Annotated in this window: 12 protein-coding genes; 11 read left to right on the top strand and 1 reads right to left on the bottom strand. The window is 32.2% G+C overall.

Features of this window, described 5'->3' with window-relative positions; translation table 11 throughout:
- Positions 1-7 precede the first annotated feature (7 nt).
- The 4 genes from H1220_07170 (at position 8) to H1220_07155 (ending at position 4,471) form a co-directional block, all read left to right on the top strand.
- Complete coding sequence (locus H1220_07170; GenBank protein ID QMI85492.1) at positions 8-763, top strand: hypothetical protein; 756 nt, start codon at positions 8-10, stop codon at positions 761-763.
- A gap of 561 nt (positions 764-1,324) precedes the next feature.
- Complete coding sequence (locus tag H1220_07165; protein ID QMI85491.1) at positions 1,325-2,392, top strand: hypothetical protein; 1,068 nt, start codon at positions 1,325-1,327, stop codon at positions 2,390-2,392.
- 307 nt (positions 2,393-2,699) lie between these two features.
- Entirely contained in the window at positions 2,700-2,885 is a 186-nt protein-coding gene (locus H1220_07160) for a hypothetical protein (GenBank protein ID QMI85490.1), read from the top strand.
- Positions 2,886-3,070: 185 nt separating this feature from the next.
- The gene (locus H1220_07155; protein ID QMI85489.1) at positions 3,071-4,471 is read left to right on the top strand and encodes an ISL3 family transposase; all 1,401 of its coding nucleotides are present in this window, start codon (positions 3,071-3,073) and stop codon (positions 4,469-4,471) included.
- Between the two features lie 161 nt (positions 4,472-4,632).
- Here the strand turns inward: H1220_07155 and H1220_07150 are convergent, their stop codons facing one another.
- Positions 4,633-6,657 carry a urocanate hydratase gene (locus H1220_07150; protein ID QMI85488.1) on the bottom strand — a complete coding sequence of 675 codons (2,025 nt, stop codon included), beginning with the start codon at positions 6,655-6,657 and terminating at the stop codon, positions 4,633-4,635.
- Between the two features lie 220 nt (positions 6,658-6,877).
- Between H1220_07150 and H1220_07145 the strand changes: the two genes are divergently transcribed.
- From H1220_07145 to H1220_07115, 7 genes are all read left to right on the top strand, one after another.
- A complete protein-coding gene (locus tag H1220_07145; GenBank protein QMI85487.1) occupies positions 6,878-8,146 on the top strand; it encodes an imidazolonepropionase in 1,269 nt (422 codons plus the stop codon).
- A 104-nt stretch (positions 8,147-8,250) separates the two neighbouring features.
- The gene (locus H1220_07140) at positions 8,251-11,271 is read left to right on the top strand and encodes an AAA family ATPase (GenBank protein ID QMI85486.1); all 3,021 of its coding nucleotides are present in this window, start codon (positions 8,251-8,253) and stop codon (positions 11,269-11,271) included.
- Positions 11,272-11,855: 584 nt separating this feature from the next.
- Positions 11,856-12,755, top strand: coding sequence for a glutamate formimidoyltransferase (ftcD, locus tag H1220_07135; GenBank protein ID QMI85485.1), 900 nt, complete (start codon positions 11,856-11,858; stop codon positions 12,753-12,755).
- A gap of 34 nt (positions 12,756-12,789) precedes the next feature.
- The gene (locus H1220_07130; protein QMI85484.1) at positions 12,790-13,416 is read left to right on the top strand and encodes a cyclodeaminase/cyclohydrolase family protein; all 627 of its coding nucleotides are present in this window, start codon (positions 12,790-12,792) and stop codon (positions 13,414-13,416) included.
- Positions 13,417-13,428: 12 nt separating this feature from the next.
- Positions 13,429-15,105 carry a formate--tetrahydrofolate ligase gene (locus tag H1220_07125; protein QMI85483.1) on the top strand — a complete coding sequence of 559 codons (1,677 nt, stop codon included), beginning with the start codon at positions 13,429-13,431 and terminating at the stop codon, positions 15,103-15,105.
- Positions 15,106-15,117: 12 nt separating this feature from the next.
- Positions 15,118-15,732 (top strand): HutD family protein, encoded by a 615-nt coding sequence (locus H1220_07120; GenBank protein ID QMI85482.1) that lies wholly within the window; start codon positions 15,118-15,120, stop codon positions 15,730-15,732.
- Between the two features lie 9 nt (positions 15,733-15,741).
- A complete protein-coding gene (locus tag H1220_07115; protein QMI85481.1) occupies positions 15,742-17,046 on the top strand; it encodes an amino acid permease in 1,305 nt (434 codons plus the stop codon).
- Positions 17,047-17,097 lie beyond the last annotated feature (51 nt).

Below are 17,097 nucleotides of genomic sequence, written 5' to 3'. Positions count from 1 at the left end.
GTTTACCATGAAAAAAAGGATAATGCTTGTAGGTACACTTATGTTATTGGGTGCTTGTAATCAGCAACCACCAAAACCTATGACAGCAGTTGAAGTGATTGAAAAACAAGAAGCAGCGGCTAAAGAAATAAAAAGTATGTCAATGGGAATGGATATGTCTATTGATATAAAACAAAGTGAAATGACTTTGCCGACTATCAAAACACATTTAAATTTAGATGTTATTGAAAACCCACCTGCTATGAAACTAGATATGGGTGGAGTCAATCAAATCATAAATGGTCAAGTTTATTATGTAGATAATACGCTATACACGAATGTTTCTGGAACGTGGGTTAAAAAAGAAGGCACTATGGATGAGTTTGAAGAAATGAAAAAAAGTGCTCAAAGAACCAATACAATTCCGGCGGGTATAAAAGAGAAGTTTGAAGTAAAAGAAACGATGGATAATTATGTTTTAACCCTTCAACTAAAAGATAAAGAAGACTTTGATAACTTAATCAATAGTATACCAACATCAGCAGAAGCGATAGAGAATTTTAAACAAGCTGGTGCGACATTTGAAAGTGGAGAAGTAACTTATGAAGTGGATAAAAAATCGTTCTATATCGAAAAAATGGATATGATACTTTCTATGGTGACAGAAGATACTACTGCACAAAAAATATCCGTTAAAATCACGATACACGCTGATCTTAAAGGTATCAACAATGTAAATAAAATAGAAGTACCACAAGAAGCAAAAAATGCAAAAGAATCATAATGTAAAAGAGCAAGCCAAATTTGGCTTGCTCTTTTACTATAAAATAGAAAGAGGTAACTTCCTACATTTTTATCCATATAAAAGGTTAATTTTAGTAGTTTTTTAAATTTATAATATAAAATACAAGGTAAAAAAATGGATACAAATCCTTTTGATTTGAACCTTAATTTGATAGCTATTGATGAATATTATTTAAAGAGAATGACTGTTCTCTTTTTTTCTTGTCTTAAAATATGATAATACAAAATATAATGTTTTAAGGAAGCAATTTGATGAATATTTAAATTTATACTATTCAGGACAAATAACAAGGGTGTTATATTGCTAGAAGTACCTAAAAGTACATTTCATAATTGGATAAAATCTAACAAAATTTGTCCAAAAGAGTAGACTTTTTTGGATTATGCTTCTACCTTTAAAATATTCAAAAAATTAAGATAAAAACCTTGTTTTCTTATTATTCTCCGAATATTTATGAACATATTTAATATATCATCAATGTCCAAAAAAGTCTACTTTTATGGACAAAAAATATCGAAAACATAAGGAGGTCATTTTAAAATGACAAAAACAAGTAAAATTTTATCTGTAGCATTTGCTGCATCAGCAATCTTAACACCATTAGCAACTGCAACTCAAACTTATGCTGCAGGAACAACGTACGAATATAAAGGCACTTTTTCAAAAGTGAAATACGAAACTGACGGTATTTTCGATTCATTTGAAGAAGCAGAAGCATTTGCTAAAAAAGTTCAAGAATATTATGGTACGCTAGTTGGTAAATACGGAGTTGCTCATGCTACTGCAATGCCGGCATTGCCAAGTACTACTAAATATATGGTTTCAGGTGATATCGACTTCCCACTTCATCGCGGTGATGTCGAAGCTGAGATTAAAGCCCGATTAGAAGGATACGCGAATCACATCATTGCTATGTCAACAGAATTTAAGGCAAGTTTAGCAAAAGCTGAAGAGCCTAAACGTAATCATTCAGTTGGAGAACCTGCTTTAGCAGAAGAAAAATTAAAAGCTAATGTGACTGAAAACGGCGTAAACGCTGTAGTGAACGAAAACTTAAAAGCTGAAAAACCAACTCTTTCTCAATCAGAAGCTGAAGAGCCTAAACGTAATCATTCAGTTGGAGAACCTGCTTTAGCAGAAGAAAAATTAAAAGCTAATGTGACTGAAAACGGCGTAAACGCTGTAGTGAACGAAAACTTAAAAGCTGAAAAACCAACTCTTTCTCAATCAGAAGCTGAAGAACCTAAACGTAATCATTCAGTTGGAGAACCTGCTTTAGCAGAAGAAAAATTAAAAGCTAACGTGACTGAAAAAGGTGTAAACGCTGTAGTAAATGAAAACTTAAAAGCTGAAAAACCAACTCTTTCTCAATCAGAAGCTGAAAAAATGACGAAAGAGAGAAAAGGTAAATATACGATTAAATCTACAGAACCAGCTAAATCCAAAAACATAAGTAAACCTGATGAAAAAAGCACTGTTACATCTAAAGGTACATTACCAAAAACATCTGCAGTTCGAGGCTCACGTCCATTTGTTGAAGTGGTTGTAGAAGTATCGTTAGTGATTATTGGAGTAGTTGTGGGATTGAAGAAAAAAGTTTTTAAATAAAGATGGGTATTCGAAATGCATATTTTCTAATTTAGATATAGGGTATTTATAAGGGAGGTAAATATGAATTTTACAAGCTATTATATAAACAAATTGGGAATAGAGCTTATAGATTCAGGATTGATAAGGGGATAAAAACGAAAACAGAATTATTAGATAAATTATGCGATTTTTATTCATCAACTTCAAAACATTCAGAAATTTCAGTAGAAGAAATTCCAGTGAATACGAAAGTGATTTCGCATTTGGAAAAAATAGAAAAGCTTCGCATTATAAGTACCTTATGTCTTCTACTGTATTTACTATATTGAAAGATTTTTATAAAGTCGATGATGAAGTGTTTCTATTTGGAGAAGAAAAAGAAAAAGTGGACTTTATTAAATTTTGCTTAATCTTACTATTAATGCAAGATGTGGGCAATCCATTTTCTGAAAAAGGTGAGGATACATTTTTTGATAATAAAGTGATAAAAAAGAAATACTTACCTGATTAAATAACAAAGATAAACAAAAGATGTTTCTCGGTAATTATTACATAAGAAGATGAGATATTTTTGAATCATACTAGTGTAGAAAGAAGATGGAATTACTGAGAATGATAATCTATGCTTAAAATATATCGTTTAAAGATATTGGCATAAAAATGATTATCTGTTTTAATTAGGCTCTATAATAAATCGTGTTGGTGGGAATAATCCACCAACACGATTTTGTATATAAAAGTGGACAAAAAAAGAGAAATACCTGTATGATTAAATCACCACAATTAAACAAGGAGGTATTTCTCATGGATTATTATACAAAAAAATTATTGACATTAACAGATAAATCTTTCATAGCTGATGAACATTGGTTAGAAGAAAAAACAATAAATGGTATTCCACACCACTTTATTAAAGGTACTTGGACAAAGCCTTGCCACACCTGTCCACATTGTCATGCTAAAACACTCATCAAACATGGGACATATCAAACGAAAACATTATTACCAAAGTTTAGACAAATCAAAACTGTTTTACTTCTTAAAAGAACCCGTTATCGCTGTAAAACGTGTCTAAAAACCTGTTCTTCTTCGTGTTCTTTAGTCGATAAACATTGTTGTATTTCTAAAGAATTAAAACAACTTATTGCACTTGATTTAACGAAAAATATTTCAAGAAAACATATCTGCCAAGACCACTTTGTATCTGATGTGACCGTACAACGTGTCTTAGATAAATATACAAAACAAGTTAAACCGTCTTTTCATTATCTACCTAAGGTACTATGTATCGACGAATTTAAGTCTGTGACATCTCATTTAGGGAAGATGAGTTTTATCTGTGTAGACGGATTGACGCACCGTATTATTGATGTGTTACCTAGTCGCCAATTAGACCATTTAATCACTTATTTTAAACAATTTTCTAAAAAAGCAAGACATAGCGTTCGCTATCTTGTTATGGATATGAATGCCAATTATGGCAAACTTATTCAGAAGGTTTTTCCTAATGCCGTTATTGTCACAGATAGATTTCATATCATACAACATATACATCGGAATTTAAATACACTACGTATAAAAGAAATGAACACCTTTAAAAAAGAAGAAAAGGCTTATAAACACTTAAAGAAATACTGGAAATTATTATTAAAAGATGCCTTTGATGTAAATGATACAGACTATCACTATCACCAATCCTTTAAAACATATCTGACACACGCACAAATCCTGGATAGATTATTAGACTATAGTCCTGTTTTAAAACAAGCATATGAGTTTGTACAAGAGTTGAGATATGCTTATAGACAGCGAGATTTTGAGTCATTTATGGAGGTTATTCATCATATTGACCCGTCATTACCAGAGTGGTTTAGAAAGAAATTTGATATTTTTAAAACCTATCAGAATGGTATTTATCAAGCTTTTACCACACCTTATTCAAACGGTATCACAGAAGCTATCAACAATCATATTAAAGTCATCAAACGGATTGCCTATGGCTACAGACGTTTTTCTTATTTTAGATTGCGTATTTTAATCATACAACACCATTCTCAGTGGCAGAAAAAGAATGTGAAAAAGGTAGTGAATGGTTAATGCCATTCACTACCAACATACTCACTATTTCTCTCCACCAACACAATTTGACGAAGAGCCTTTAATTAACGATTTGATAATACACAAAAAGGCTTGATATCAACTTATGCAATATGTTGATGCCAAGCCTTTTTACTATTTACTTAATGTGTATATTACTTTTAATCAAATAATTGACTAACAGCATTTTTAACTAAATCTTCATCTGCTAAGTAAGGGATTGTGATATGATCACTTCCTGCACGGTTTTTATTGTATTCAATAGAAGTTTCAATAGCGTGTTCATTTCTTGCCCAGTTGCGACGAGCAACGCCACCCATTGTGTCCCAAGCGATAGCTGATTTGATGATTTCATCACATAATTCACTACCGTCTAATACTAGACCAAATCCACCATTGATTGATTTACCGATACCAACGCCTCCACCGTTGTGTAAAGCAACTAAGCTCATACCACGTGCAGCATTACCTGCATAACATTGTGTTGCCATATCAGCTGTGATATTACTACCGTCTTTAATATTAGATGTTTCACGGAATGGAGAATCTGTACCAGATACGTCATGGTGGTCACGGCCTAGCATAACAGGACCAATTTTTCCTTCGCGTACTAATTGATTGAATTTCAATGCGATATTAACACGTCCCATTGCATCTTGGTATAAGATACGTGCTTGTGTACCAACAACTAGTTGATTTTTCTCGGCGTCACGAATCCAAACGTAGTTATCACGATCTTGGTAACGACGAGTTGGATCAATGGCTTCCATGGCAGCTTTATCTGTTGCAACTAAATCTTCGTGTTTACCACTTAAACATACCCAACGGAATGGACCATACCCATAGTCGAACAACATAGGGCCCATGATGTCTTCCACATAAGACGGCCAAATGAAACCGTCTTTGTCATCAATGCCATTTTTAGAAATTTCTTTAATACCTGAGTCATAAATAGATTTCATAAAGGCATTACCATAGTCGAAAAAGTAAGTTCCTTTAGCTGTTAATGATTTAATAACATTATAGTGACGTTCTAATGTAACATCAATCAAACGTCTAAATTCTTTTTGGTCTTCTGCTAAAAGACGTGTACGTTCTTCAAAGGTGATGCCGACTGGACAATAACCACCAGTGTAAACATTGTGACAAGATGTTTGGTCAGATAATAAATCAACGTGGATATTATTTTGGTCAATGTATTCTAATAAGTCAACAATATTACCGTGATAAGCAATAGAAGTAGATTCACCTTTTTGTAAAAATTCTTGTGCTAAGGCAACTGTTTCTTCTGGTGTATTGCGAACATGGCTAATCCAACCTTGAGAGTGACGTGTTTCGATACGAGATGCATCCACTTCGGCAATAATAGCCACAGCATTTGCGATTTCACCGGCTTTTCCTTGAGCACCACTCATACCACCTAAACCAGATGAAATAAATAATTTACCAGTTAAATCGCCGTCATCTGCAATGCCAAGTTTTAAACGGCCAGCATTTAATAATGTATTGAAAGTACCATGAACAATACCTTGAGGACCAATATACATCCAACCACCAGCTGTCATTTGTCCATAATTTGTGACGCCCATTTGCTCGGCAATTTCCCAATCTTCTTGATTGTCATATTCACCAACAAGTAAGCCGTTTGTAATAATAACACGTGGTGCATCTTTTTTAGATTTGAATAAACCTAATGGATGACCAGATTCAACAACTAATGTTTGTTCGTCTGTCATTTCTTCTAAATAACGTTTAATTAAATGATATTGCATCCAGTTGGAACAAACAGCTCCTGTTTCTCCGTACGTCACTAATTCATAAGGGTAAAGAGCAATTTCAAAACTTAGGTTATTATCAATCATCACTTGCATAGCTTTAGCTGCAGTACATTTTCCTTTATACTCGTCAATAGGTTTTCCGTAAATGCGTTCTTTTGGATACCAACGATAGCCATAAATACGACCACGTGTTTTTAATTCTTCTAAAAATTCTGGAATAATTTCTTCGTGATATTTTTTAGGAATATAACGTAATGCGTTTTTTAAAGCCACTTCTGTTTGTGCTTTTGTTAAACGAAATCCTCTATCAGGTGCACGACGAATTCCTTCTTGAAATACTGTTTTTTCGGGAAGGACATCATCTAGTTTGATTGTCATGGCTGCTTCTATATCTTTGTATTGAATCATTATAAAATCCTCCTAATATAAAATAGTGGCATCATTGCCTTGTAACGCTTACATCATATCCTCTAGTTGTCTACAGAGTGTCTATACACATAAAAAACATCAAAAAACTATCTTAAAAATGCTTTTATGTTTTTTTGACACAAATTAGACTTAAAAAAGATAAAGTACGTTTGTATAGATAGTTTACTACAAAATATAAGGAATGAGGAGTAATATAGATATGAGAGCAAATAAAATTTTAGTACATTTTAATCAAGTGTTCTGTCCAAATGATAAAGGATATGCACTATATGGAGAAGATATGTCCCATGCAATGATTATTGAAGATGGTTATATTGCTATTAAAGATGGAAAAATTTTAAAAATAGGTTCGGGTAATCCTGATAAATCGTTGATAGATGAACAGACGGAAATCATTGATTACAGTGGTAAAATAGCAACACCAGGTCTTATTGATTGTCATACACATTTGGTTTATGGAGATAGTCGTGAAAATGAGTTCGCTCAAAAATTAGCAGGAGTGTCTTATTTAGATATTTTAAAAAATGGTGGAGGTATTTTAAGTACAGTACGTGCGACACGTTCCTCATCAGAAAATGTGTTATATGAAAAATCAAAACATTTGTTAGACCAAATGCTCGTTCATGGTGTGACAACCGTTGAAGCAAAAAGTGGGTATGGGTTAGATTGGGAAACGGAGCATAAGCAATTAAAAGTAGTGAAAGTATTGGAAGAAAATCATGTTATTGACTTAGTGTCTACTTTTATGGGAGCACATGCTATTCCAGAAGAATATAAAGCGAATCCAGATGCTTTTGTTGACTTAATTATTGAAGAAATGCTACCGAAAGTAAAAGAAGAACAATTAGCAGAATTTTGTGATATTTTCTGTGAAACGGGTGTCTTTACACCAGAACAATCTTATCGTTTATTAAATGCTGCCAAGGCATTAGGTTTTAAGTTACGTATTCACGCTGATGAAATTGATTCTATTGGTGGTGTGGATGTTGCAAGCCAATTAGAAACGGTTAGTGCAGAACATTTGATGAAAATAACAGATGAGGGTATTGAAAAATTACGAGATAGTCATGTTATTGGTAATTTATTACCTGCCACAACATTTAGCTTAATGGAAAATACATACGCACCGGCTAAAAAAATGATAGAAAAAGGTGTTGCCATTACTTTGTCAACGGATAGTAATCCAGGAAGTTGTCCAACAGCTAATTTACAATTTGTGATGCAACTAGGTTGTTTTAAAATGAAATTACAACCGATTCAAGTATTAAATGCTGTCACGATAAACGCAGCTTATTCTGTTTGCCGTGAAAAAGTATGTGGTAGTTTTGATGAGGGAAAAAATGCTGACATAGCAATTTTTGATGCACCAAATATTGATTTTATTTTTTATTTCTTTGCTACAAATTTAGTGACAGATGTTTATAAGAATGGGCGTTGTGTTGTTGCAAATGGAGCTATTGTCAAATAAACGAGTAGGAACTATCTGTTTTGATAGTTCCTTTTACTTATATGACTATGATTTCATGATGCTTTATTGTAGAATACACTTAGTGAATAAAAGAAGGTGATAGTATGTCAAAGAAGTTGTATTTAAAACTATTAGGAGATGCACAGGTCTTTTTGGACGATAAACCTATTTTGTTTTCTTTTGCCAAAATTCATGCACTTCTTTACTATGTGCTAGTGAATAAACATGTTAGCCGAGATGAAATGGCAGGGGTTTTATGGGCAGATAAAACAGAAAAAGGAGCTAAAAAAAATTTACGAAATACGATTTATCAAGCGAATAAAGTGCTTGGAGATGACTATATCGTTTCTCCTAATAAAAGCGTGTTAACGTTGAATGAATCATTGATGATTGAAAGTGATATTGACTTATTTTTAAAAAATCCAGTAAAACATCTAGATTTATATGGAGGAGAATTTTTAAAAGGATTCTTTTTAAAAGATGCAGAGATGTTTGACTTATGGGTTATCAAAACACGACAATACTATGAACAAAAATTTGTACAAGCGTGCTATCAAAAAATACAAACGGATATTGAATATAATGATACACAGACAGTTGAAAAAAATATTCGACGTTTAATTGAAATTGATGAATTTGATGAACGCAATTATCAATTATTGATGTCTTACTATAAAGATAAAGGATTAAATGGCAAAGTTGTTGAGACATATTATGAATTGTCAAATTCTTTAGAAAGAGAATTAGGTATTTCTCCAAGTAAGGAAACAAGAGAGATATATGAACAAACATTGATGATTGTTGACGGGAATAAACGTAAAAAAGATAATCGTACTCTGTTTTTTGGACGGACAAAGGAAATTGAATTTTTAGAAAAAAATGTGCATTTCTTTTTTGAACAAAAAGAGTATAAAAATATATTAATTAAAGGGGATATTGGTTCAGGAAAATCTGTTTTAGTAGAACAAGTATTACATCATGCTAAGAAAAAAGGAGATGTGTTAAGTGTTCAATGCTATCAAGTAGAGAAGCATTATCCTCTACGCTGTTTTAGAATTGTTGTTGAAGAAATATTTAAACTATTGGAAGAAAAAGCTGTTATAACGCAGTTCTTTAAAGAAAAAATTTACCGTTTTTTCCCAACTTTATCAGACTACGAACAAGATGCTATATTGAATAATGAATTAAGTGCTCTATCACAGCTTATTTGTGAACTATTATATAAAATAACAGAAAATCAAAAAATTATTTTATTTATTAAAGATATTCAATGGATGGATAAAGAAAGTTTTTCTTTATTGACAAGTTTAATGTTGCGTCTGCATTCTCAAAAAATTTTATGGTTGTTTACAATGCGCCGTGAAGAACAAGAATATATCGACCGTTTTATCAATACAATGACAATGCATCATCAATTAGATACATTGATGTTATTGCCACTTAACTTTGAGGAAACACAATCTTTTTCTAAAAAATATTTACCTAATAAAGTATTATCAAATGATATTGTAGAACAACTTTATGATGAAACTCAAGGAAATATTTTCTTTTTAACAGAGTATTTAAATGCCTTAAAGGTAGATGCGAAATTGGATTATATGTCGCTAAAAATGCAAGATGCGATTAAAAATAGATTTGCGTATCTAACGGCAAATGAAAGGGAAATTGTTTATTTTATTTCGTTTTTTGACCGTCCTGTGTCGCTTTCTTTTATTGCAAAAGTGCTTGAAAAAGATGTTTCATCTGTTGTAGATAGTGTGGATTCTTTAGTCAAACAATATATTTTAAAATCAGATATTGAGCAAGAGGATATAGTTGTTATTTTTACCCATAAAAAATTAAAAGAATTTTTATATCAAAATCAATCTGTTGCAAAAAAACATTTGATGCATGGAAAAATTGCGAGATTACTTGAAATGGATATAGATGTCCAAACAGCAGATATATCAGTATTATCTTTAATTTCTTATCATTATCAACAAGCTAGACAAGAGTTGGAATCATTGTATTATCGATTACTCTGTCTACAAAATCAACTAAAAATACAAAATGAATTATTTCCTATCTATTCAGATAAAGTACCATTAAAAGAGTATCCTATAAAAATTAGCCAAGAAGATATTTTTTTACAATTTCAAGATATTAAAGAAAAAATTGAACGGTTAAAAGAACAATATAATGGACATAAACTCTATCAAACGCTTGTCTTAAAATCATTGTATTTAGAGGGAAGATATTTTATTTTCTGTGCGGAATATGAAAAGGGACTTGAAGCTATTCATCAAGTTATTTTAAAAGCAAAAATGAGTAATGATACGGAATATGTTCTAGAGGGATACAGACAAATCATTCATTATTATATTCAATTAGATGATGCAGAAAACATGCAGCGTTATATTGAACTTGCAATCAATGCAGCGACACAAGCTAATAATCATGAATTTATTGGTATTTTACTAAGATTAAAAGGATTGTATCATTTAATGAGTGGGGATTTAGATACAGCTATAAACCTGTTTTATCAATCTATTTCAACATTAACAATTACAGATTACTTAAAAGAAAAGTACTCATTGAATATTGCAGCAGCTTATGATTATTTGTCTGAAGTTGAAAGTATCAAAGGAAATTATGAGAATGCTGTTCTTTTACTAGAAAAATCAATTAACATTGCTATTAGTCAACAGTCACCGTCAAGTTTAGTTGTATTTTATACAAATATGGGTGTTATTCTATATATGATGGAAGATTATGAACGCTCTAAATATTTTTTATTAAAAGCAAAACAGTTATATAGTAATACATTTTCATCTCTTTGGAAAGAAGTACAGTTAAATGCACATATTGCATTGATTGCACTAAAAGAACGAGATACACAAACGGTTTATCGTTTTTTGAAAGAGAATAAAACAGACATTAAATTAATTTCAAATAAGAGAGATATTGGATTTATTTATTATGTAAAAGCAATAACAAAGCATGAAATGGATAGAGGTTTATTAGTGGATAAGCACTTAGAAACATTATTGAGGCAACCGTTTGGTTACTATAAAGAGCAAGCTTTAAAATATTTAAGTCCAAATCGAGATGTATCGGAAAGTAAATTGTTAAAAATGATAAATTGATGAGAAAAAATACTTTTTTTAGAAAAAAATAAAATCTATAAAACGTCAAAAACATATTTTTCTTTTTTACGCATCTTCTGTATATGATGTGAGATTAAAAAAGGAAAATATGTTTTTTTATATGTATAAGCGTCCTTTTTTTCAAAAAGGTCAAAAAAGTGTCAAAGAATAATTTGTTATGAAAATATAGAAAACTTAAAAAATACTTTCATTTTTTTACAAAGAGAAAATATACACAAAAAGAGTATTGAAATGTATTTTTATAACGTTGACAGAATACTTTTTTATGTTAGTATGAACACATAAAGATTTAGAAATATTGCTTTTTATAGGTAGAGTAATGATGCAAAAATAACGAGTGATAATAATGTTAGATAGGTGTATTATGTGCTATTATTTTTTGAAAGTAATATAAAATCTTTATGTATTCATATTAGCACGTTGATACATGTGCTTTTATTGTTAACCGTGGGTAACGATATACAGAGTTCATTGTGATAAATCAAATGGGAAGAATGTTACAAGAGCTCAATTTTAAATTAGTTTATTAAATAAAAAATAAATAGTAAGAAAGGAAGAAAAAAATGGCAAAATTAGTTGAATGTATTCCAAATTTTAGTGAGGGACGTAATGAAGAGGTGATACAAGGGCTTGTACAAACGGCTAAGAGTGTACCGGGTGTTACATTATTAGATTATTCATCAGATACTAGTCATAATCGTAGTGTCTTTACATTAGTGGGTGATGAAGAAAGTATTCAAGAGGTAGCTTTCCAATTAGTAAAATATGCAAGTGAACATATTGATATGACAAAACATGTTGGTGAACATCCACGTATGGGAGCGACAGACGTTGTACCATTTGTACCAATTAAAGATATTACAGCCCAAGAATGTGTTGATATTTCTAAAAAAGTAGCTAAACGTATCAATGATGAGTTATCTATCCCAATTTTCTTATACGAAGATTCTGCGTCAACACCGGAACGTGTGAATTTAGCGAAAGTAAGAAAAGGTCAATTTGAAGGCATGCCTGAGAAATTGTTAGAAGAAGAATGGGCACCAGATTTCGGTGAAAGAAAAATTCATCCAACAGCAGGTGTAACAGCTGTAGGTGCGAGAATGCCTTTAGTAGCATTTAATGTTAATTTAGATACATCCGATATTACCATTGCTAATAAAATCGCAAAAATTGTACGTGCATCAAGTGGAGGGTTTAAATATTGTAAAGGTATTGGTGTTATGTTAGAAGATAGAAATATTGCACAAGTATCTATGAATATGGTGAATTATGAAGGAACACCATTGTATCGTGTGTTTGAAACGATTCGTTTTGAAGCAAAACGTTATGGTGTCAATATTATCGGTAGTGAAGTCATTGGGTTAACACCTGCCAAAGCTTTAGTAGATTGTGCAGAATATTACTTACAAATTGAAGATTTTGATTATGGTAAACAAGTTTTAGAAAACCATTTATTAAATTAGTAAACTGGAAAATAATAGAATAAGGAGAGAGGGCATGAAATTAGTTGATTTAAAAGTAAGTGAATTTATGCAAGTGTTAGGTTCTAATGAACCGGCTCCAGGGGGTGGTTCTGCTTCTGCTTTAGCGGCTGCAATGGGAATATCATTAACAAAAATGGTGTGTGAGTTAACTGTTGGCAAGAAAAAATACGTAGAATTTGAAACAGATGTGCAAGTATGTTTAGATAAAACAATTATATTACAGGAAAAACTATTAAAAGCCATTGATGATGATACAGAAGCATTTAATGTTGTTTCAGCAGTATTTAGTATGCCAAAAGAAACTGATGAAGAAAGAGTAGCTCGTCAAAAAGCGATGCAAAATGCTTTAAAAGTAGCAGCAAAATCGCCATTGGATTTAATGGAAATAATTTTAGATGCTTTAAACACAACAAAAAGCATTATTGGAAAATCTAATACAAATGCAGCAAGTGATTTAGGCGTTGCCGCATTGAATTTAAAATCTGGATTACAAGGTGCTTACTTAAATGTTTTAATTAACTTATCTAGTATTAAAGACGATGCTTTTGTATCGGAATATAAAGCAAGTAGTGACCGTTTATTAGAAACAGGTATCGCATTGGCAGATGATATTTACGAACAAATTTTAAAAACATTGTAAAGGTGGGTAAATATGGCATATTTAACAGATATTGAAATTGCAAATCAAGTAGAGATGGAACCGATTGAAGAAGTTGCTAAAAGAGTCGGTATTGACAAAGATAACTTATCACTTTATGGCAAATATAAAGCAAAAGTGGATGTCAATCAATTAACAGCTTTAAAAGAGCATAAAGACGGTAAATTGATTTTAGTCACAGCGATTACACCAACACCTGCAGGCGAGGGTAAAACAACAACGTCAGTTGGATTAGCGGATGCTTTATCATATATCGGAAAAAATGCAATGATTGCATTGCGTGAACCGTCTTTAGGTCCTGTTTTTGGTGTGAAAGGTGGAGCAGCTGGTGGTGGCTACGCACAAGTTGTACCAATGGAGGATATAAACTTACACTTTACAGGTGATTTCCATGCGATTGGTGCAGCAAATAATTTATTAGCAGCGCTATTAGATAACCATATTCATCATGGGAACACATTAGGGATTGATTCACGTCGCATCACTTGGAAACGTGTTGTAGACATGAATGATCGTCAATTACGCCATATTGTGAATGGATTACAAGGGAAAGTGAACGGTGTTCCTAGAGAAGATGGATATGATATTACCGTTGCTTCGGAAATTATGGCAATTCTATGTTTAGCAAGTGGTATTACTGATTTGAAAGATAGATTACGTAAAATTATTGTTGGGTATAGTTACTCAGGAGAGCCTATTACAGCGGGTGACTTAAAAGCAGAAGGAGCATTAACGGCCTTATTAAAAGACGCTATTCATCCAAACTTAGTGCAAACATTAGAGCATACACCTGCATTCATTCACGGAGGTCCCTTTGCAAATATTGCACATGGTTGTAATAGTGTATTGGCAACAAAATTAGCAATGAAGTATGCTGATTATACGGTTACCGAAGCAGGTTTCGGAGCTGATTTAGGTGCTGAAAAATTTATTGATATTAAATGTCGTATGGCTAATTTAAAACCAGATGCTGTTGTTTTAGTTGCAACTGTGCGTGCATTAAAAATGCATGGAGGTGTGGCAAAAGCAGAGTTAGGAACGGAAAATGTTGCTGCTGTTTTATCCGGTTTAACAAACTTAGACAAACATTTAGATAATATACAAAATGTTTATGGGTTGCCAGTTGTTGTTGCTATCAATAAATTCCCTACAGATACACAAGAGGAATTAGATGCTGTTCACAAAGCGTGTCAAACACGAGGTGTTGATGTGGTATTATCTGATGTGTGGGGTGCAGGAGGAAAAGGTGGTATCGAACTTGCACATAAAGTTGTTGAATTAGTAGAAAAACCAAATAATTTTAGTTTTGTATATGATTTAGAAGATAGTATTGAAGAAAAATTAAATAAAATTGTTCAAAAAGTGTATGGTGGTAAAGGTGTTGAGTTAACACCGGCAGCTAAGAAAGAACTGCAAGAATTAGAAAAACTAGGTTTTGGTGAATATCCAATATGTATGGCAAAAACACAGTATTCTTTCTCAGATGATGCTACTTTATTAGGTGCACCAAAAGACTTTACGGTGACCATTCGTAATTTAAAAGTATCTGCTGGAGCAGGATTTATTGTTGCTTTAACAGGAGCTGTTATGACGATGCCAGGTTTACCAAAATCACCAGCAGCTGAACGAATTGATGTAGATGAAAAAGGAAATATTACTGGATTATTCTAGTTAGGATTTATGATGAACATACAAATAATTGATAAAAAAGAGTATGTTGTATCTGTTTGGAGTGGTGGTAAGACAACTCAAATTTGTCTTGCTCCACCACATGCCAAATTTGAAGTAGGCGAATTTGATTATCGTGTGTCGTCTGCGACGATTAATTTAGAAAAAACAGTATTTACGTCGTTACCAAATTATAATCGTATCATTATGCCGATACAACAGACATTGACATTGCAACATCCTGATATAAGTCAGAAAAAAATTGTTTTACAATCCTTTGAGATCTATTTCTTCAATGGAGATATGAAAACAGTTAGTTATGGGAAATGTGTTGATTTTAATGTTATTTATAAGCCCACATATAAAAGTGAGGTAGGCGTGTATAACGCAAAAGATGTAAGCGTATTAAAAAAAGGTATTGTGTATATTTTGTTCGCCATACAAGATATTCAGCTTACATTTTATAAAAATGGCAAAGATATGGTAAATCTCACATTACCTAAACATCATAGTTTACATGTAACAAATATCCTAGATGATTATGAAGTACACACTTTATCACATATACAAGATCATGTACCAGTATATATTCAAGTAAGTATATGTGATAATGATTATGAAAAATTGTGAGGGAAGAATATGAGTAATGAAGTACAAAATGAAAAAGCTAAATTTAGTTTAGGTGGAGCTACATTATACGGTATCAATGCTGTTATTGGTTCGGGTATTTTCTTATTACCTAAAAAAATATATCAAGATTTAGGACCAGCCTCTATTGCGGCGATGGTATTTGATGCTATATTAGTGTTAATGTTGGCTGTTTGTTTTGCTGAAGTAGCCGGCTATTTTAATAAAAATGGTGGAGCATTTCAATATGCTAAAGCAGCATTTGGTGATTTTGTTGGATTTAATGTTGGATTTTTAGGTTGGGTTGTTACAGTAACAGCTTGGTCAGCAATGGCGGCAGGATTTGCGAAATTATTTATTGTCACTTTTCCAGCGTTTGAAGGACAAAATTTATTATTGAGTATCTCTTTAATTGTTTTGCTATCTTTAATGAATATTGCAGGATTAAAAACATCAAAAATGTTTACATTGAGTATGACGATTATTAAATTGATACCAATCATTGGATTTGCTATCTGTACATTGTTCTTTATCGGACATGGTATTGATAAAGGGAATTTTACACCATTTTTACAATTAGCACCCGGAAAATCATTATTTGACGGTGTATCTGCAACAGCTTTAATCGTATTTTATGCATTTATTGGTTTTGAATCAATGCCCATTGTTGCTGGAGAAATGCGTAATCCAGAGAAAAATGTGCCAAAAGCAATTTTAGGTTCTATTTCTATTGTATCTGTTTTATATATTTTAATTATTGCAGGTGCTATTGCTATGTTAGGCAATGATATTATGAACACAAATGCACCTGTGCAAGATGCTTTTGCCATGATGATTGGTCCTGCTGGGCGTTGGATTGTTGCGATTGGTGCGTTAGTATCGATTACAGGTTTGAATGTTGGAGAATCTATTATGGTACCACGATATGGAGCAGCTATTGCTGAAGAAGGATTATTGCCGTCGTTTATTGCTAGAAAAACAGCAAATGGAGCACCTATTGCCGCTATTCTTATTTCTGGTGGATGTGCATGTCTATTCTTGTTAACTGGTTCTTTTGAGCAATTAGCTACATTGAGTGTCGTTTTCCGCTTTATTCAATACATTCCAACTGCTGCAGCTGTAGTTGTTTTACGCAAAAAAGATATGGGTATTAAACCGGTGTTTAGAGTACCATTTGGTCCAGTGATTCCAATTATTGCAACAATTGTCAGCTTGTTGATGATTTGGGGAGATACACCAAAAAATTTCCTTTACGGTGGTATCGGTATCTTAGTTGCCTCTGTATGCTATTTCTTATTTGGTAAGAAAAGGGTATAATAGAAAGTACATTGTTTATAGACAATAATTAAAGATAGATAGGATGATATG

The sequence above is a fragment of the Carnobacteriaceae bacterium zg-84 genome (assembly GCA_013874835.1).
Classification (GTDB): Bacteria; Bacillota; Bacilli; order Lactobacillales; family Aerococcaceae; genus WM01.
The sequence above is the reverse complement of the archived record's forward strand: the minus strand, read 5'-3'. Positions and strand labels throughout refer to the sequence as shown.